Raw genomic sequence first — 17,567 nt, forward strand, 5'->3', positions numbered from 1 at the left:
GACGTCCGCTCCCTGACGCGTCAAGACTCGCGTCGTCGCTGGACTGGGCCATATCTACCGCTTGGTTTGAAAATCTCTGAGCGCGCAGCAGGTGGCTTGTTCTGTCAGGCGCCTGCGTGTCGCAGCGTTCCCGTGAACGGGTTGCGTCCGCCGAGCATCACGGTGCATGCAAATGAGCGGACGAGATTCCCGGGGCCAGTGTTCTCGTACTGCCAGCTGTACCCGGACGTGTACCGGCTATCGGTGCCGCCGGTCCACGCCTGCGCGGCGGACGGGCAGAGTTGGTCGTCGAGCGCCCGAATCTGCTCGATCGTCGGCGTGGTCGCGAACAGATCCGTCAAGCCGCGCACGAGGGTGACCTCGGCCGAGTGCGGACCTGAGCACGGCACGATGATGATCGAGCGCAGATTCGGTGTCACGGCCAGGCATGTCCCGACCTTGACCGTGGCGAACACGTCGGCACTGGTGGCGTCAGGACCAGCGGATGGCAGCGTTGCGGCCGCTGCCCACGGCAGCCGCTTTACCGCCGAGGTGATCGGGGCAGGTGCGATCGGGGCAGGTGCAATCGGCCGCGGGGCGGACGTGATCGGGGGCGGTGCGGCGGGCGCGTTGCCGCCACTCGGGGGCGCGATCGGAGCGCTCGCGATGGGAGTCTTCACGTCGTTGGCGCCATCGCCCGCCGTTGAGATCTGCGGTACCAACACACGGATCGCGGTCACAGCCAAGGCAAGAATGAGAACGCCACCCAGACCCGACGCGGCCTGCGCCGCGGCGGCAGCGAATACCGGCCGGCAGCGGGTTCTTCCTGCTCCGGTGGCGCCCAGGTCCGCCACGCCGTAGGGCCATTCTCCGCCGGCGGCGTCTTGTAGCGCCGCGTGTTGCGCTCGGAGCGCTTCGCAGCCTCCACCCAAGCGTCGTCGAAGTTCGGCAACGCAGGGCCTTCGTTGTCGTCCCGCCCCGCAGATTTCCCCATACTCAAACAGTAAACACAGGCCCATCACGGACATACCCCCTCGCGACCCCCAGGACCGATCGCTAACCAGATCGTCATGCGGCGTTCAACAGCCACTCCCCCAGACCTGTCGCGGCGCCAGGCGTAAATTATGAGGGGTAGTCGCCGGGAGCCGCCAGAACGCGGTAGTGGTAGCTATCGCCTTCGTCATGGTCTTTCGTTATGGCGAACCCTGCCGTGAGCAGAATGTCGAACACGGCTTGCTTCATGACGGTCTTGATGTCGACGCGATAGCGAAGAGCGACCATTCGTCTTTCTTCGGTGGCGTCTTCAGGTATGTATGCGCTATCAAAATCGATGCCAACCGCCCAGCCGATAGTTACTCCAAACGGATTGTCTGTATTGATCATTATCAGCACGCCAGGGATGCCCCATGGCGGATCTTGAGGAGCGAGGATGCGACTGGGAATCCCTGCATTGGTTAGCGCAGAATTCACCCGGCCCGCAAGTTGGCGCCATTGGTCCACAATTTCGCCGTAACCATCCGGGAGCGGCAAATGTTGAGAAACGACGGTCCAGTATATCTTTCGGGGGTCGACAACCTTCATAGTGATCATACTACTGTGCGATCTCTACAGGATGCCGAGAGCCATTTGACCCAGAATTGGACGGCTACATCTACTCAAAGCTTGCCCCGAAGGAGAAGTTGACAGATGGCCGCCGAGCATTTCGGCGCCGAAGGTGATCCCGCGTCCGGCGGCGCTGGCTGGGCCTGCTCGCCGTGCGCTGACACTTGCGGCACGCACGCGTCTCGGCGTGGCTGCGCGGCGACGGGTGGCCAAGTGGGCGAAATGCCGGTCAGCCACGAATCGCCCCAGACAAAATCACCCCCGTGGCCTGTCTTCGCAGGTCACGGGGGCGTTTGCCCTGGTGTGGCGGGTGAGGGATTCGAACCCCCGTAGGCTGAGCCGTCTGATTTACAGTTCCACCAAGTTAGGGACGACTCAGGCTCATTCGGTACAGCCAAGTTCAAAATGGCTGGCCAGCTAGCTTCTGCACGGGTCTCGTTGGATAGCTCGGTATACCCCGGGATAGACCGGGTGGCACCGAACATGGCACCGAAGTACCCCACCCCGACGAACACCCGCGTACTCATCCGAGACGCGGGAATCAGCCGTGCCCGCATACAGGACCCGGCATAACAAGGCGGCCCTGACGCGGCGACTGCAACGCCGGCCAGGGCCTTGATCGACTGAGAAGGAGTCGACCCGATGAGCATCATTCCATCCCTGAAGGTCCGGAGAGAGGTTCGTGAGTTGCGGACCCGTGTGCGCACCCTCGAGCTGTCGCTCGACATCCTCGAGGCCGAGACACGCCCCGCCCGCGCGACCGCGGCTGCCGCGCCGTGGCCGACCCGCCCAGACGGCCGACCGGCGCTTCACGTTCTGCGGGGAGGCACCCGATGAACTCCGAGACCCGTCACAACGACCGCGCAGAAGCACGGCGGGCCCGAGCGAAGTTCGAGACGTTGCTCGAGGCGTGCTGCGCCCTGTACGGCGAGCTGAAGCGCGAGGAGATCGTCGACGGGCGCGAGGACCTCGGGGCCATCGCCGACCGTCTGCTGACAGCCATGCAGTTCGCACTCGGAGCGGAGGTCGCTGCCTGATGGGACGCCCACCGACGCCGATCGGGCACTACGGCAACATTCACACGAAGAAGGTCACGCGCGCGAAGGCGGACGACACCGAGTACGTGGTGTGGGAGGCGCGCGCGGCCTTCCGAATGAACGACGGCGCGTCGAAAGACGTGATGCGCAGCGCCGCCACGAAGACGGCTGCCGTCAACCGGCTCAAGGAGCGCCTGACGCTACTCGCGGATGAGTGCAGCGGCGGCGACATCACCGGCGACACGCGGCTCGCGCGGATCTGCGACCTGTGGCTGGCCGAGTTCACCCACGAGCACAAGCTCGCGGGGAAGTCGCCGACGACTCCCGAGACCTACGGGGGTTACGTCCGCAACTGGATCAAGCCGGCGCTCGGTGAACTGCAGGCGCGGGAGGTCAACGCGGGTGCCTGCGACCGGTTGCTGCAGAAGGCGCGCGGCAAGTCGTACGACACGGCGGCGAGCGTGCGCACGGTGCTGCTCAACGTGTGCGGCTACGCGGTGCGTATGGGGGCGATGCCGGTCAACCCGGCGAAGTCGGCGAGGCGGCTGACCCGGGACTCGCCCCGGAAGGTCAAGGGGATGACGCTGCCACAGCGTCGCGACCTGATGGCGAAGCTCGTGGTCTATGTGCGCGAGAAGCAGGTCGACACGATGGGCCGGTCGCTCGGTGCCCGCGCCCAGGTGTGGCTGCAACTGCCCGACGTCATGGAGGCCATGCTCTCGACGGGTGCGCGGCTCGGTGAACTGCTCGCGCTCACGGGTGACGACGTCGACACGGCAGGCCCGACGGTCCACATCGGACATCATCTGGTCCGTGAGAAGGGTGTTGGGCTCGTCCGGTTGGAAGGGCGCAAGGGAAACGGGAAGGGCTCGGACGAGCTGCTGCTGATCGTTCCGCAGTGGTCTGTACCGATGTGGCGTCGGAGGAAACTCGCCTCCGGTGGCGGCCCGCTCTTCCCGTCTGTCAACGGCGGGTGGTTGGACCCGTCGAACATGTTCAAGAAGATCCGGGCCGGGCTGAACGATTCCGGCTTCGAGCGGGTCACCTCGCACGTGTGGCGCAAGACCGTAGGCCAAGTGCTCGACGAGGCGGGTCTGTCCAACAACGAGATCGCCGACCAGCTCGGCAACACCCCGGATGTGGTGGAGTTCCACTACCGCGGCCGGCGGGCGTCGAACACAAAGTCGGTGAGTGCGCTGGAGGGCATGTTCGGCGGGCCGGGCGACTTCCCCGCCGGCGATCTCGTCGCGATACAGCCGCCTGGGCCCGCACAGGAGGAGGTGGCTTCCCGTGCCTGAACTCCCGCAGTGGCAGAAGGACCGGTACGCGACGCTGCTCGACGCGTGCGGCGGCCTGGCGCTGTCGGACACCGAGCGGCGGGCCCTGATGTGGCTAGCGGGCTGGGAACCGCACATCGTCGAGGCGATCGCCGACCTGATCCGGCGCAGCCGCTCCGCAGCCGACGGCACCTGACCGGCCGACCTCCGAGCACCCGGCCACCGACCCGCGTGACCGGGTGTTGGGGGAGCCGACCGGCTCGCCACACAACAAAGGAGCGGGAGCAACGTGACCAAGAAACGAGACAACAGCAAGGACCGGAACCAGGATCTCGACAAAGGCCTGGGTAAGCGCATGTTCTCCGGGATCGTGACCGCCGCACAGGATCGCGCCCGCGAGGAGCAGAGCGCCTACTACCAGGTGCGAGGCATGGAGCCGCCCAACCAGAACGACAACAACCGGTAGCTCAACCGCGCTCACAGCAACACACAGACGGCCCCCGGCTGGCGACCCTACCGCCAGCCGGGAGCCTTGATCCACCACAGGAGTGGACCCATGCAGGACCGTAGCGCCGCTGAGCGCTCACACCAGCCGACAACGCGCACCGAACCCATCGGCGGTCGGATCGTCGCGTGGCTGGGATTCATCTTCGGCAGCCTCGTCTCCGTCGACGGTAACTGGCTGGCCTCTCGCATCCCGCCGCCCGGCGCGCCAGTCGACTGGACCCCGTCGGGGTGGGCCCAGGTGTGGGCGGCCGCGTGGCCCATCGCGCTGCTGCTCGCCGTCGAGGCCCTCGCCCGCATCCAGTGGCCCAGCGGGGTTGGTTGGGTCATCGCGCGGTACGGCGGCGTCGGAGCCGTCGCCCTCTTCTCCGCGGTGATCTCCTATGGGCACATCCGGTCGATCCTGGTGTCCTGGGGCTACAGTCCGCTCGGTGCCGCTGTCGGGCCGCTGGCGATCGACGGCCTGATGGTGGTGACCGGGTTCGCCCTGCTCGCCCATGAGCGCGCCGCTCGATCATCGACGCCGCCCTCGCCGACCGCCGAACCCGGTTCACAGGAGTCCATCTCGCCCCGCCCGGACGACGCGGACTCGGCCCGCAGCGAGGGCACGGAGCGTTGGGCGGAGGAGCCGACCGCGGCTCGTCCGGACGCCCCTGTCGAGGCCCGACCGGTTGTGGCCGCGAAGCCCCGACCGCAGCGACGGACCACGACCGCCCGGTCGGGCCCGGTGAAGCCGACCGGGCAGCCCGACCGGACCGATGACGAGCTCATGTCGCAGCTGCGCGCGATGCCCGTCGCGGAGGGTGCGGACTTGCCGTCCCGGACGGCGGTGCAGAACGCGCTCGGAGTCGGCTCCGGACGGGCCAGCCGTCTGCTCGAACGGCTCGCCGGCGAGGAGCGGCGGCCGGTCACCGCGGGCAGCGCGACCGGGCCCACCGAAGGAGGAGAGCGGTGATGTCCATATTCGACGTCGTCAACCGGCTCGGCACGCTGGCGCTGATCAGGTTCGCCCTGGTCATCGGCCTGTTTCTGCTGCTGCACCTGGTGCGGATCCCGCTGGTGCTGTTGGCGCGGGTGATCGAGGTGTTCCTGCGCCGGCTCGACCGGTACGCGACCCGCCAGGCGAGTCCGCCGGCCTCGCCCGTCAACAACTTCTACGCCTCATGTGGGGAGGAGAACCACCGTGTCCACGGCTGACCGCGACGTCCCGCCGCAGGAGCCCGACCGGTACGAACAGCCTGACCGGGCGTCCGTGCCGACCGTCCGTCCGGACCGCCAGGTGGTGACCCGGACCAGCCGGGCGACCACCTGGGTCGGATGGCATCTCGCCGAAGTGGTCGGCGTGCTGGCACCCCTAGTGCTGGCGCTGACGGTCTGGGTCGGTTTCGCCAGTTTGTCCCTGCTGGTGGCCATCGTCTGGGCGGTGCACGAGTACCGGACCCGAGGCGGTGCCCGATGACCGAGGAGCGCCGTCCGGACGAGCTGGCCCGGGTGCACTATCTGCCCGCCCGGACCGACACCGAGGTCGTCGACGCCGAGGTCGTCACCGATGAGGAGTACGCGGCGCTCCAGCGGGCCAAGGCGGCGGCCCGGTTCACCGGATACCGGGCGGACGCCGTGCGGGTCTACCGCGGTGTGAAGACCGTCGCCGGCCACGACCGCACGAAGACGGCGGGTCGCGTACTGGGCCGCGAGGTGTACTACCTGGGCCGGGGCGCGGTTGTAGCGGTGAGCCGGGTGTGGCAGGCCAAGACGAACGCCGGACTCCAGCGGGACATGAGGGAGGCTCGCGCCGCCGGAGACACCGCCCTCTATCTGGAGATTCAGGCACGCGCCGAGCAGGCGCGTGAGCACCGGCACCGCCGGCGCATGGAACTGCTGACGAAAGGCCCAAAAGCCCTGGTCACGACACTGGCGGTCAGTGTCGCTGTCGTGGCCGGCCTTCTGCTCGTGCTCGGCTTGGTCCTCGCGGTGGCCCAAGGCGACGTGGACATAGTCCTGGCCCCGATCAAGGGCGCGATCGACGCGATCACCTGGACGTACTGGCTCGTGGTCACCTGGGGTTTCCTGCTGCTCACCGCCGCCGGGGTCATCTCAATCGCGGCCCTGCGGTGGCTGGGCAAGCACCACTCGACGCTCCCGGCCTGGGCGGCACCGGCCGACACCGAACCAGGCCGGGGCCGCGATGTCGTGCCGGACGAGGGCGCGATCGTGGCCGCGCTGCGGGCGCTGGGGTACGGGCCACTGAACAATGCCTTCAAGGAAGGGTGGAGTCCGCGGTGGGTGTCGGCGACAACCCGGGTGGGGCGCGGCTATCACACACAGCTGCTGCTGCCCCGTGCCGTGCCGGTGGAGGAGATCGCCAAGCGCAAGAACGTGCTCGCCCATAACCTGCTGCGCAAGCCCGTCGAAGTCTGGCCGACCGAGCCCAAGGAACAGCCCGGCGTGCTGGACCTTTGGGTCGCTGACCAGGGCATTCTCACCGAGCAGGTCGCGCCGTGGCCGTTGCTGACCGAGGGCGAGTGCGACTACTTCAAGGGCGTCCCGGTCGCGGTCGACGCGCGTGGCGACCAGATCATCGGACGGCTCATGGCCGCGAACTACCTGATCGCCGGAATCATGGGCTCGGGCAAGTCCTCTCTGGTCATCTGCTTGCTGCTGGGCGCGATGCTGGACCCGCTGGTCGACATCGCGGTGCACGTGCTGGCCTACAACGTCGACTACGACGCGATGCGGCCGCGACTGTCGAGCCTGGTCAAGGGTGACGAGGAGGAACACATCGAGGCCGCTATGGAGACGCTGCGCGGCCTGGTCAGCGAGGTGTCCGAGCGCGGCCGGATCCTCGAAGAGCTGGGCGGTGAGGAAGCCAAGCTCACCCGTGAGATCGCCGCGCGGGACCCGCGGATGCGCCCGCGCGTCGTGGTGTTCGACGAGGTGCACGAGCTGTTCACGCACAAGAAGCATGGCGAGGAAGCCAAGGAACTTGCGCTCAAGGTGACCAAGAAGGCGCGCAAGACCGGGATCACGCTGCTGTGGATCACTCCGGACGCCGACGCCGCGAGCCTGCCGCGCGGGATCTCCAAGACCGCCTCGCACCGGGTCGCGTTCGCGATCAACGACCACCAGGGCAACGACGCGATCCTGGGCACCGGGATGCACAAGCGCGGCTACTCCGCGACGACGCTGGTCGCGGGCGAGGACGTCGGCACCGCGATGGCCGCCGGGTTCGCCAAGACGCCCGGCCTGATCCGGGCGTTCTACGTGCGGAAAGAGAAGGGCGTCGACGAAATCACGCCCGTCGTCGAGCGCGCCCTCGCGCTGGGGGAAGACGCGGGCATCAGCGCCACCGCGGCACCGGCGGCGGTCACACGGGACCTACTCGCCGACGTGGCCGCGGCGCTCGGCGGCGACGACGCACCCCGAGCGACCGATGTGGCGGCCCGGCTGCGCGAGCTGGCGCCTCGCTGGCAGGGCTATCAGTCGCTCACCGGCGAGCGACTCGCCGGGCAACTGGAGGGCCTCGGCGTGAAGCGCGGGGCGAAGGACGGCTACACGGTCGTGCGCGCCGCACGAGTCCGCCACGCCCTCGCCGAGCGCGAAGTGGACGACCAGTAGGAACCCTGGAACACCGCCCGCAGATGGTGTTCCGGGGCCCGCCCGTTCGACTTGCTTGACCCACTTTCTGGTGTTTTCGCAGGTCAAACCGAGTGGATCGGACGAGTGAGCCGCCGAGTGGATTTCCACTCCCCACCCGGCGGGTCACTCGCCGAATCACTCGGCCCCAGCACGGCCAGCCGCACCCTTCCCAACCCCTGGAGCACCCCATAACCTCGCTCGTGCTCATCGCCCTGGCCGCGCTCGCGGCTTACACCGTCGCCTGCATCATGTGGCCACTCCGCTCGTGCTCGAGCTGCCGCGGCAGCGGACAGCAGGCGCTCGCCGCCGGGCGCGCGTGGCGGCGGTGCGGGCGCTGCGGCGGCACCCGTGAACGGGTCCTGTTTGGCTGTCTCCTGTAAAGCGCGATCTCCAGCGGCGCTGGCCGCGTGACGGAGTTGCAACGCAGCTCCACACGACCCGGTGATCAGCCGCCACCAGCGTTAACGGACCGCGCGTGACCTGCGACGGCGCAACTGTCCGGTGGTCGTCCAGGCCACAGTCGTCCCCCTCACTGTGGAGGTTCCGTCATGGCACTCAGTCGTCTCGCCCCGCAGTTCGCCGCCGAGATCCATCAGCACGACTGGTCGGATGCGCCCTACCGCCTCGACCGCGCGGGCCACCAGCGCGAGCACGACCTGCCCAACGATGTCCCGCAGATGTCGCCAGAGGAGACCGACAGGATTCGCACGAACGTCATGTGGGTCGTCGCGCAGGTGCTCGGCTACCAGGATCCGAACTTCGACCCGTACGAGTTCGCCGACGCTGCCGGTGTCCGGACCAAGACCCGCTCGGGCCACAAGGACGGCTACATCATGGCCGGTCTCCGGATCGCTCACGAGCCCGAACTGAAGGGACATTATGCCCGGCCGGGCACGTGGGACACCTACGACGAGTGATCGTCCGGCTGCCGCGCGCCCTACCCAGCATGGTCGCGCAGCAGCCGATCAATCAGTGCCTACCGCTACGGCTCCAGGGCCACGCATGGCCAATAGCCGGGTCGTCGAGCCACACCCGGTTGACGCCATCAGAAGCAACGGTGACGCCGAGCCGATCCCATCCCGGGCGGCCGGCGTCGACCCACCGCGCGTAGGCGGCCTCGACCGGCTCCCAGAGGGCAGTGCCTCCGGTCTCGGTCACCGTGTTGTTGGCGAGGTCGATCCGCGCCCGGGAGCCGTCCGGGGCGCTCAGCGTGGCCGCGACGGGCTGCCGGGTGCCCGGGTCCAGGATCGCGCCGTGCCGCACACCCTCGGGCAGGCCGTGCAGTTGCGCGAGGAACCACACCACCGGCTCGGTTTGCCACGGCATCGCGGGCGCGATCGTGGTGCGCTCCCGCCGAGCACCGACTACGGCCGCGGCGGCCTGCGGTGCGGCGGTCGCGTGCAGATGGCGCATGAGCATGAATGTCGCCATGCGGGGAAGGAACCGGCCCTCAAGGCCGCCGTCGGCGGTGCGATGCAGGTGCACAAGGTTGCCCGCGCTGGTCGCGAGTTTCAGGTCGACGAGCACCTCGCCACCAGGCGCGAGCTGGTCGGCCCACGCACGCGGAACCGATGGGACCGCGCACGTGGCGATGATGCGGTCGTACGGGCCATGCTCGGACAGCCCGTCCTCGCCATCGACCGCGACCACGGTGGGTGTGTAGCCGGCCTCGGCGAGCCGATCACGCGCCAGCTCAACCAGGCGGTCATCGACATCGACAGAGTAGACATTCCGGTCGCCGAGGCGGTGCGACATCAGCGCGGCGTTGTAGCCGGTGCCGGTGCCGATCTCCAGCACGCGGTGCCCGTCGCGGACGTCGAGGGTTTCGAGCATCCGCGCCATGAGTTCGGGGTTCGTGCTCGACGACACCGGTTCGGGGTAGCCGCCCCCGTCGCCGAGGGCGGTCACCAGCGTGCGCGTGGAATACACCCGCTCCCAGTCGTCTGCCGCGGCCCACTCGCGCCACACCCCGCCTGCGTCCTGCTCGAACACGGTCGGCACGAACACATGCCGCGGCACTGCGGCGAAGGCGTCGACCCACTCGGGCGAGACGAGATCGCCACGGTCGCGCAGCAGCGCTGCGAGGTCTCGTGCGTGGTGCGCCCAGCCGGGTTGCGTGGTCGTAGTGTTCACAGGACACCTTTCGCAAGAAGGTCGGCGAGTTGGTCGGTGATCGGTGCGCCGGTGGCGTCCTCGATCCAGCCGTACTGCCCGCCTGCATTGATCTCCAGGAAGGTCCACGTGCCGTCCGGGCCGACGACGAAATCCAGCGCGCCGAACGCCAGGTGCAGCTCGCCCATCAGGCGCAGCACGCCGTCGATGACCGGCGTGGGCGCGGTGATGAGGTCGTAGGAATTCGTGCCGTACCCGTGCCGCCAGTCGACGTAGGCCGCGTCGGTGTGCGCGTGGATCGCCGCGGTCGTGATCTGCCTGCCGACGACGAACATGCGCGCCTCGTATGCCTTGCTCGCCCAGTGCTGGAACTGGTGTGTCGTCATTTCGACACCGCGCAGGTCGGCCAGGTCGTCAGCGTCGACCCGCTGCGTGTGCGCGAATAGCCGCTGGCCTTCCTCGATGATGGAGATCGCGCCGAGCATTTTCGTGACCGTCGCCTGCTGCGAGGCGAATTCGCGCACCGCGGACGTTGAGTTCGTGATGAGGGTGTTGGCCACGGCGAGCCCGCAGCGCGCGGCGACCGCGAGTTGATACGGCTTGTAGGCCGACTCCGCGAGCCGGCTGGGATGGTTCACCCACAGCACCGGCAGCGACATCAGCACGCCGCCCAAGCCGTAGCGCGCTTCGACCTTCGCGTGCTCTGCCTCGGCGGCATTCAGTGCAGCAGAGAACTGGTAGGCGCGCGGCGACCGATACCACACGGAGTGGATCTCTTCGAGTTCGACCGTCCGATGTGGAGTCTCAAGGTGCCCGGCCCAGCAGTCCCCGCGCAGCTGAGCGGAGATGCTCAGCTGCGCGGGGAACCAACCGGTATCGATCCGGTGCACCTCAGCCCCGCGCTCCTCGAGCGCCACCACCATGCGATCGGCGCTCGTGTCGCGCTCGTCGGCCAAGATGAGTACGGACATGCGCCCTCAGTCGTTGTGGTAGTCCTCCGACGGATCTCCATCGGACCCGTCGGTGCTGCCGGTCGTCACGGCGGTCGGGTCGCCCATCTCGATGAGCGGCCGTCCCATCACATCGACACGCATCTGCCGCAGGTGGTCGTACTCCGCCGCGAGCGGCGCGGGAACACGGCTCGACTTCGACGGAGCCGCCATCCGGCGCAGCCCCCACGGACGCAACCCCGCCGGTGACGCGGATTCATCGGACGCCGTTGCCCCGCGGGAGAGCGGGAACTGTGCGCTCTCGCCCGCGATCGGTTCGGCGATGAACCGGTACCCCTGGTTGGCTTCTGTAGTAACCATTTCCATTCCCATCATCTCGGTGAACCCCTCTCAGTGGAACCCGGCTGACGCACGAGCTGCTGGACGGCCGCGCGTCAAACGGACGTTGGGTGGTCCTGCGCTCAGCCCCCGCGCGGTGCGGGAGGCGAGGGGCGTACGGGACCGTCCGATCCCGCGTCAGACCTGGGGGTCGCGGGCTCGGGGGCGATAGGGCTGCGGCAGACGTGGTTACCGCGGAGACATTCGTTCACCGGGCACACGAGCGCAGGCTCTCCGCCGCGTGGCCACCGGCGCGTCATGGCACTCGCCACGCCGGGCAGGACGCGCACGTGTCGTCGTGCCGGTCATGCCTCTCGATGATCTCGAACGGCGCGCCGTAGTCGTCGAAGTTCTCAGTTCGGCCGCGGTGATCGATTCGCCAACCCACGAGACTGAGCATCGGCCATGGCGGGGTGCGGGCCCATATCATCGCGGGTATCTCACCTTGAGATGTAGCCTGACCGGGTGCCCGAGACCACGGCGGTCCCGCTGCCTCTGCCGACGCGAGCGTGGCAGCGCTCTGAGGTGCGCCAGGCCCTGCAGAGCAGAGACGTCGGCGCTCTGCTGCGCGCTGCGCAGCAGCACACCGGAGCGAGCCAGAACAAGCTCGCCGTGGCGCTCGGTATGACGCAAGGCCGGGTCTCGGAGATCATGCGCGGTACGCGCACCGTGACCGCGCTGGACAGTTTCGAGCGGATCGCTGACGGGCTCGCAATGCCTGATGACGCGCGGATGTTGCTCGGCCTCGCGCCGGTGCATCCCGCCGGCCTGGACCACCTGAGCGCGTCCGGGCGCGCCGAGATTCTCGCCGTGTACCCGTCGCAGTCGGCCGCGCGGCCCGAGATCGAGCAGCTGGCGGGCGAGGCCGAACTGGTCGAGGTACTCGCGGTCCGCGGGCTGGGAATCATCGGGCTGAACGACTCGCTGCTACGTCGTCGAGTCCAGGCGAGGCAGGTACACGTGCGCGTGCTGCTGCTCGATCCCGACGGCGAGGCCGCGCGCCGGCGAGCTGTCGAGATCGGCGAGACGACCGGCGTATTTCAAGCGGGTGTCCGGCTGTCGATCGAGCTACTCGCGGACCTCGCGGCGAGCGGGGCGACGGTAGAGGGGTACCTGTACGACCTCCTGCCGACGTGGCGGCTGATCACGCTGGACTCGACGCTGTTCCTCTCGGCATTCGGTGAGCAGAACGAGGGCCACACGTCGCCGATGTACAAGCTCACCGGCTCACCGCATGGCGCGCTACACCGTGGGTTCCGTAGGTTTTCCGACGAGCTGCGGCGTACCGCACGCCGCGTGATCTGACCGGAGGAACGCCCGTGGCCGTCGAAGCTGAGCTGACCGCGACGCTGCGCGACCCCAACCATGTCCGCGCCAAGCTGGCACAGCGCGCCGATGTCCAGCGGGCGACCTACTCGGACACCTACTTCGACCGGCCCGACCACGGGATGGACGCCGACGGGTACGAACTGCGGGTACGCGTCGTGACGACCGACGACGACCGACACGTGCTCCTCACGTACAAGGAGCCGCCGGTCGACGGCGGGCAAGGCTCCAAGCCCGAGCACGAGACAACCGCAGCCGATCCCGATGTGCTGCGCACGATCTTCGAGGGCCTCGGCCTGGTCGAGCTGATCGCGTTCGAGAAGCACTGCGAGAACTACGCCTTCACCGAGCAGGGGCGCGACCTGCTCGCCACCGTCGTCGAAATCCCAGAGCTGGACGGGCAGACATTCCTCGAGCTAGAGACCCAGGCCGAGCCAGAGGACGTCGAGGCCGCGCTCCAGCTGATCCGGTTGCTGCTCGCCGAGTTCGGGGTCACGGACGACGACCTCACGAGCGAGTCCTACACCGATCGAGTCGCCGCCACCCGCCGGTAGACACGACGGCGGCCTTTCGCGCCTCAAGTGGTCGAACAGGGCTGAGCCTCCGTGAATGGCACATGCGCGCCGCCGAGGGACTTTCGCTGCCAGCAACGGTCGATGCCGTCACCAGCGGAGAGAAGGGTCACCGTTCACGGCCGCACCGGCGTGGCAGGAGCTGCAGCAGGTTCGGCGACGGGCGTCGTCCACGACGAGGCCACCAACACGCCGGCGAGCCATATACACACGGCCGACGAGGTCGCCCACTTCGATCTTGCTGCCGCAGGCGGCGCACACGCCTTCGTAGCGTGCCGGGAACTGGCCAGGCGTCGCTTGGGGTTGCGGCTCGGGTTTCTGCTTGCGCCATCTCATCATCGGGCCATCCTGCCCGACTCGGCATGCACTGGCGGCGGCCACCGAACCACACCCATCGGAGCGAACCCCACCGCCGGCCGGTAACGCGCAGCCGCACTTCGGCGACTATCGGCGAGCAATCCGCCTCCACTCCACCACCAACAGACAGGCGTCCACATGCTCTACCGACTCCAGCCCCCTGCCACCCTGACATGGTGCGACATGCCCCGCAGCATCCTGGAACCTGAAGCCCTGCAGCACGCTGATCTCGATCGGCTCCCCTGGCAGCCGACGGAGAGCCGGCAGTTCAGCAACGACCTGCTGCAGATCGCGCTCCGGTATGGCGTTGCGGCGAGTACGAGCATCGTGCTGGACGCGGTCCGCGCTGCCGATCTCGGCCGAGCAGACGAGATCCGACTTGCTCACCAAGCCTCCAATGACGCGCACGCCAAATTGCGAGCTTCGCAGGGCGACCTCATGGAGCACCTCCTTCCGGGCTCGACGGCTGCTGGCGAGGAGATCGATCGACGCGTTCGAGAGAGCACCGACCGGGCGATCGAAGAGGCTCTGCAGGACCACGCGGAGGATCTCAAGGCTCCGGTGCTACCCGAGCTCGCTGAACTCTGGACCCGTCTCGGCGGTGTCTTGCCCGTCGCTGATCGCTGACCCACGATCACTCCAGTCTGGTTGCGGGCCATGCCTCGGATGGCGGCTGAGTCACCCCCGTCGTTCGATCATGCTTGGCCAATGGCTACCCCGATCAACCCTCATCACGAGTCCGACGAGCACGCTGCCAATGCCAAGCAACTCCGGGACGAGGCAAAGGCTTCACCCGGCCTGGCTGAGTCAGCACTGTGGAGTGAAGCACTCCTGGAGGCGCTGCTGTCGATCCGCGCGGAGATCCGCATCGCGTCCGACGAGCAGGCTGCGCTTTGGCATGCGATAACGCGACACAGCAACCGATTGGAGGACGCAGTGAACGCGCTGGTCCGGGTAGCCGGCTCGGGCGGCAACCGGGGATTCTGAGGGTCGATATCGACATCGGCGTCCCAACCCCGAGTTTCAGTTGTGGCCGGATTCGGCCACGATCAGCGTCCCGTTACGTCGACCCGCTGATCGACAATCAGATGACCGGACGATCCGCGCTGGTCAGGTGGTGTTCGGTGCCGTGCCGGTGCCGTCGCACGGATCGGTACGACGAGGCCAATCAGCCCCCGGTCCACGGGGCCCGGGGGCTGATTCGTCAGCGTTCCTGATCTCCGAGGTCGTGTCGGCGCGCACGCCTCGCCTTGCACAACAACCTCCATGGCTCACGTCTTGACGAGACGGGTTTCGTCCAGCGGGTGGATGTCGGCTAGCTCGGGGCCGAGCTTGTCGCGTTCCAGTTCAAGGTCGTAGCGGGCCTGCAACGTCACCCAGAACTGATCCGAGGTGCCGAAGAACCGCGACAGACGCAAGGCGGTGTCTGCGGTAATGGCGCGCTTACCGTGCACGATCTCGTTGATCCGACGCGGCGGCACGTGGATCGATACGGCCAGTTTGTGCTGGGTGACCCGCAGCGGGTCCAGGAATTCCTCCTGAAGGATCTCCCCGGGGTGGATCGGTGCAAGCTTGTCAGTAGTGGCCATTTCCCTCCTTAGTGGTAGTCGCAGATCTCGATGTCTTCAGGTCCGGCCTCGGTCCATCGGAAGCAGATGCGGTATTGGTCGTTGATGCGGATGGAGTGCTGCCCGGTCCGGTCCCCGCGCAACAGTTCGAGTCGGTTGCCGGGTGGCACGGTCAGGTCGGTCAGGGTGGCTGCGGCGTTGATCATCTCCAGCTTGCGGCGGGCGATGCGCTCGAACGCTTGGAACTGCTTGACGCGGGTGCGGTTCCACAGCCTCTCGGTGTCTTTGTCCGCGAACGACCTGATCACCCACCCATCATAACGCGACGCGTTAATAACGTCCAGCGTCATGCAACCCGAGTGTCATCGATCTTGATCGCGCCTTGTAGCCGGCCACCCTTTCGGGAGCCTCGTTCGACAGGCGGTCAGCGGGTCCGTCGTCGTACGAGCGGTACACCCCCGTGTGCCGCGGCACCGAGCACGCACCGAACATGCCCTGAACTGGTCTTACGTGTCATCGGTCTGATGAACAATCAGACGGCGTAGGCCCAGACCAGCGAAATCGCCTGCCTTGATCCGCGCCTCGTCGGCCTGCGTCCGAGCGCGCGCCTCGGCCAGCAGCGCGGCCATCTCCTCAGGCTCCGGTAGGGGTCGGACGGCTTCCGCCTCGACCGCCTCGCTGACCGACAGCTCCCGCTCACCGCGGGCGCGGCGAATGAGATTCATCAGCGGCAGCAGAGCGGCGACACTTTCGGCCGTCATCCGCCGCGGCGGCGGCTGCAGGCGTTCGACGACGCCAGCGATCCATCGCGGTCCCGTCATGCTGGCTGTCCTCCCATCACCAGTTCGAGGTGCCGGGCCGTCGCCGAGCGGGCGCGGTGCCGGGCGATGTCGGTGACCTCCGCCGCGTCGAGACCGGCCTCGAGCGCCGCCAGCACGAGCGCGGTCTGCTGCTCGCCGATCGCGACGAGCCGGCTGTCGATGTTCAGCTTCGCAATCGCGGTCAGCACCACCGTCAGCTGCTTGACCGCGTCGGAGTAGAGCGCGACCTGGTGCCTGATCTGCTCAGTCATGCCACGGTAGCCGAGCGAAGTCAGGTCGCCGACCATGCCCTTGAGTAGTTCCTTCCACTCGCGCACCTCGCCGGCGAGCGCCGCGAGTTCCGTAAGCGGATCGTTGACGGGCGCGTGCGTCGTCGCCGCCCACACCTGGCGGGCTTCCTGCTCAAGCACCGCCCGAGCGGCGGCGTCCCGCACTTGAGGAGCGCCGCCGCCGTGGACTTTGCAGACCCGCGCACCGGCCAGGGCGTGCCGGCCACACTGCTCACCGGTCGACTTCGCGGTCGCCGTGCACTTCATCTTCGGCCGCCTTCCATGAGGTCCGGTCTAACCGGCTGGCTTCATGAGGTCCGAGTGGACGGTCAGTGCCCGCGCCGGGTGGCGGCGATGATCTCGCCGGGGGTCGCGTACGGCGAGAGGTCGCCGCGCGGGATCGCCCGCTGTCCGCCAGCGCGGCGGGCTGCGCGTTCGCCGGCACGCTGCACGAGGTGTTCGCCAGCGGTCTTGGCGCGCCCCTCCCGCTCGGGGTCGTCGCGGACCTGGTTCGACAGCCACTCCGCGATGGCGGGGTTCTCCGCACCGGCGATGACCTCGGCGAGCTTCTTCTTAGCGGCCGTCACGTTGTTGAGCGCCTCCTCCCGGCGGTCATCGGTGACGCTCGGGGCCTGCGCGGCGCGCCAGGCGAGGGTCGTGGCGTCGATGTCGCCGTGCAAACGCTCAAGCTGTGCGCGGTCGGGTTGTTGGGTCTGGGACATGGTTACTCCTGTCTGGTGGTGGTGGCCGGAGGCAATGTGCCGTTCGTGTGAGCGGCGTGTGGTGATAGTCGTCGCCCCCGTAGAAAACGGCGTCGCATGTTCATTCGACCTGGTCGAGTGTCGCGACTGGTGTCGCCGCAAGACGTTCACGTGGTGATGCTTGTGGGCGTGGAAGACGATGATCGTTTGGAACAGGAATCGTCGGGCGACGACACGGTTGAGGACCGCCCCGCTGCGGCTGCGCCGCCGGGGATTCCGCCCTTGGCGTACGACGCCGAGACTGCCGCCGAGCAGCTCGGGAACGTCCCCACGAAGGCGATCTATCGCTTGATCGAGTCCGGGCGGCTGAAGTTTATCCAGATTGGCCGCAAATACATCATCCCGCGCTGCGAACTCGTGCGCCTTCTTGAGGAGGCCGAGTTCAAGTGCCGCGCAGAGGAGGCCCGCTGAGGGCCAC

24 protein-coding genes are annotated in these 17,567 nt (G+C 67.9%); 14 read left to right on the forward strand and 10 right to left on the reverse strand.

The genetic code is table 11. From position 1 onward, the window contains the following. Positions 1 to 104 precede the first annotated feature (104 nt). Together LOZ83_RS08095 and LOZ83_RS08100 are read right to left on the reverse strand one after the other, a co-directional pair. Positions 105 to 833 (reverse strand): septum formation family protein, encoded by a 729-nt coding sequence (locus tag LOZ83_RS08095; RefSeq protein ID WP_236789632.1) that lies wholly within the window; start codon positions 831 to 833, stop codon positions 105 to 107. Between the two features lie 268 nt (positions 834 to 1,101). Further along, positions 1,102 to 1,560, reverse strand: coding sequence for a hypothetical protein (locus tag LOZ83_RS08100; protein ID WP_236789633.1), 459 nt, complete (start codon positions 1,558 to 1,560; stop codon positions 1,102 to 1,104). Positions 1,561 to 2,414: 854 nt separating this feature from the next. Here LOZ83_RS08100 and LOZ83_RS08105 point away from each other — a divergent pair. The 9 genes from LOZ83_RS08105 to LOZ83_RS08145 all read left to right on the forward strand — a co-directional run bounded on the left by LOZ83_RS08105 (position 2,415) and on the right by LOZ83_RS08145 (position 8,952). After that, positions 2,415 to 2,618: a hypothetical protein gene (locus LOZ83_RS08105; protein WP_236789634.1), complete on the forward strand. Its 204-nt coding sequence runs from the start codon at positions 2,415 to 2,417 to the stop codon at positions 2,616 to 2,618. Further along, positions 2,618 to 3,916 carry a tyrosine-type recombinase/integrase gene (locus LOZ83_RS08110; RefSeq protein WP_236789635.1) on the forward strand — a complete coding sequence of 433 codons (1,299 nt, stop codon included), beginning with the start codon at positions 2,618 to 2,620 and terminating at the stop codon, positions 3,914 to 3,916. Before LOZ83_RS08105 ends, LOZ83_RS08110 begins: the two co-directional genes overlap by 1 nt. Then, positions 3,909 to 4,091 carry a hypothetical protein gene (locus LOZ83_RS08115; RefSeq protein ID WP_236789636.1) on the forward strand — a complete coding sequence of 61 codons (183 nt, stop codon included), beginning with the start codon at positions 3,909 to 3,911 and terminating at the stop codon, positions 4,089 to 4,091. Before LOZ83_RS08110 ends, LOZ83_RS08115 begins: the two co-directional genes overlap by 8 nt. A 93-nt stretch (positions 4,092 to 4,184) precedes the next feature. After that, complete coding sequence (locus LOZ83_RS08120) at positions 4,185 to 4,361, forward strand: hypothetical protein (RefSeq protein WP_236789637.1); 177 nt, start codon at positions 4,185 to 4,187, stop codon at positions 4,359 to 4,361. A gap of 90 nt (positions 4,362 to 4,451) precedes the next feature. After that, the gene (locus LOZ83_RS08125; RefSeq protein WP_236789638.1) at positions 4,452 to 5,354 is read left to right on the forward strand and encodes a hypothetical protein; all 903 of its coding nucleotides are present in this window, start codon (positions 4,452 to 4,454) and stop codon (positions 5,352 to 5,354) included. After that, positions 5,354 to 5,596 (forward strand): hypothetical protein, encoded by a 243-nt coding sequence (locus tag LOZ83_RS08130; protein ID WP_236789639.1) that lies wholly within the window; start codon positions 5,354 to 5,356, stop codon positions 5,594 to 5,596. Before LOZ83_RS08125 ends, LOZ83_RS08130 begins: the two co-directional genes overlap by 1 nt. Next, positions 5,583 to 5,858, forward strand: a complete 276-nt coding sequence (locus LOZ83_RS08135; protein WP_236789640.1) for a hypothetical protein — start codon at positions 5,583 to 5,585, stop codon at positions 5,856 to 5,858. Before LOZ83_RS08130 ends, LOZ83_RS08135 begins: the two co-directional genes overlap by 14 nt. Next, on the forward strand, positions 5,855 to 8,014 hold the full coding sequence (locus LOZ83_RS08140; protein WP_236789641.1) for an FtsK/SpoIIIE domain-containing protein: 2,160 nt from the start codon (positions 5,855 to 5,857) through the stop codon (positions 8,012 to 8,014). Before LOZ83_RS08135 ends, LOZ83_RS08140 begins: the two co-directional genes overlap by 4 nt. A 569-nt stretch (positions 8,015 to 8,583) precedes the next feature. Further along, entirely contained in the window at positions 8,584 to 8,952 is a 369-nt protein-coding gene (locus LOZ83_RS08145; RefSeq protein ID WP_236789642.1) for a hypothetical protein, read from the forward strand. Between the two features lie 52 nt (positions 8,953 to 9,004). Here LOZ83_RS08145 and LOZ83_RS08150 read toward each other — a convergent pair whose 3' ends face one another. The 3 genes from LOZ83_RS08150 to tgmA are packed head-to-tail and all read right to left on the reverse strand — an operon-like array spanning position 9,005 to position 11,457. Continuing rightward, positions 9,005 to 10,168: a methyltransferase domain-containing protein gene (locus LOZ83_RS08150; protein WP_236789643.1), complete on the reverse strand. Its 1,164-nt coding sequence runs from the start codon at positions 10,166 to 10,168 to the stop codon at positions 9,005 to 9,007. Next, on the reverse strand, positions 10,165 to 11,118 hold the full coding sequence (gene tgmB, locus LOZ83_RS08155; protein WP_236789644.1) for an ATP-grasp ribosomal peptide maturase: 954 nt from the start codon (positions 11,116 to 11,118) through the stop codon (positions 10,165 to 10,167). The genes LOZ83_RS08150 and tgmB overlap by 4 nt, the downstream gene beginning before the upstream one ends. Positions 11,119 to 11,124: 6 nt before the next feature. Beyond that, positions 11,125 to 11,457: a putative ATP-grasp-modified RiPP gene (gene tgmA / locus LOZ83_RS08160; RefSeq protein WP_236789645.1), complete on the reverse strand. Its 333-nt coding sequence runs from the start codon at positions 11,455 to 11,457 to the stop codon at positions 11,125 to 11,127. A 483-nt stretch (positions 11,458 to 11,940) separates the two neighbouring features. Between tgmA and LOZ83_RS08165 the strand changes: the two genes are divergently transcribed. The 4 genes from LOZ83_RS08165 (at position 11,941) to LOZ83_RS08180 (ending at position 14,717) form a co-directional block, all read left to right on the forward strand. Beyond that, complete coding sequence (locus tag LOZ83_RS08165; protein WP_236789646.1) at positions 11,941 to 12,780, forward strand: helix-turn-helix transcriptional regulator; 840 nt, start codon at positions 11,941 to 11,943, stop codon at positions 12,778 to 12,780. A 14-nt stretch (positions 12,781 to 12,794) separates the two neighbouring features. Beyond that, positions 12,795 to 13,355 (forward strand): class IV adenylate cyclase, encoded by a 561-nt coding sequence (locus LOZ83_RS08170; protein WP_236789647.1) that lies wholly within the window; start codon positions 12,795 to 12,797, stop codon positions 13,353 to 13,355. Between the two features lie 558 nt (positions 13,356 to 13,913). After that, positions 13,914 to 14,357 (forward strand): hypothetical protein, encoded by a 444-nt coding sequence (locus LOZ83_RS08175; RefSeq protein ID WP_236789648.1) that lies wholly within the window; start codon positions 13,914 to 13,916, stop codon positions 14,355 to 14,357. Positions 14,358 to 14,438: 81 nt separating this feature from the next. Beyond that, on the forward strand, positions 14,439 to 14,717 hold the full coding sequence (locus LOZ83_RS08180) for a hypothetical protein (protein ID WP_236789649.1): 279 nt from the start codon (positions 14,439 to 14,441) through the stop codon (positions 14,715 to 14,717). A 284-nt stretch (positions 14,718 to 15,001) separates the two neighbouring features. Here the strand turns inward: LOZ83_RS08180 and LOZ83_RS08185 are convergent, their stop codons facing one another. From LOZ83_RS08185 to LOZ83_RS08205, 5 genes are all read right to left on the reverse strand, one after another. Beyond that, on the reverse strand, positions 15,002 to 15,319 hold the full coding sequence (locus tag LOZ83_RS08185) for a HigA family addiction module antitoxin (protein ID WP_236789650.1): 318 nt from the start codon (positions 15,317 to 15,319) through the stop codon (positions 15,002 to 15,004). An 8-nt stretch (positions 15,320 to 15,327) separates the two neighbouring features. After that, positions 15,328 to 15,648 (reverse strand): type II toxin-antitoxin system RelE/ParE family toxin, encoded by a 321-nt coding sequence (locus LOZ83_RS08190; protein WP_236789651.1) that lies wholly within the window; start codon positions 15,646 to 15,648, stop codon positions 15,328 to 15,330. A 156-nt stretch (positions 15,649 to 15,804) separates the two neighbouring features. After that, positions 15,805 to 16,119, reverse strand: a complete 315-nt coding sequence (locus LOZ83_RS08195) for a hypothetical protein (RefSeq protein ID WP_236789652.1) — start codon at positions 16,117 to 16,119, stop codon at positions 15,805 to 15,807. Beyond that, a complete protein-coding gene (locus tag LOZ83_RS08200; RefSeq protein WP_236789653.1) occupies positions 16,116 to 16,655 on the reverse strand; it encodes a hypothetical protein in 540 nt (179 codons plus the stop codon). Before LOZ83_RS08200 ends, LOZ83_RS08195 begins: the two co-directional genes overlap by 4 nt. Before the next feature lie 62 nt (positions 16,656 to 16,717). After that, the gene (locus LOZ83_RS08205; RefSeq protein WP_236789654.1) at positions 16,718 to 17,110 is read right to left on the reverse strand and encodes a hypothetical protein; all 393 of its coding nucleotides are present in this window, start codon (positions 17,108 to 17,110) and stop codon (positions 16,718 to 16,720) included. A gap of 117 nt (positions 17,111 to 17,227) precedes the next feature. On the opposite strand from LOZ83_RS08205, the gene LOZ83_RS08210 reads away from it, so the two are divergent. Continuing rightward, complete coding sequence (locus LOZ83_RS08210; RefSeq protein WP_236789655.1) at positions 17,228 to 17,560, forward strand: helix-turn-helix domain-containing protein; 333 nt, start codon at positions 17,228 to 17,230, stop codon at positions 17,558 to 17,560. Positions 17,561 to 17,567 lie beyond the last annotated feature (7 nt).

Origin of the sequence: Amycolatopsis sp. GM8 (assembly GCF_021653975.1) — a bacterium.
In the GTDB taxonomy this organism is placed as follows: domain Bacteria; phylum Actinomycetota; class Actinomycetes; order Mycobacteriales; family Pseudonocardiaceae; genus Amycolatopsis_E.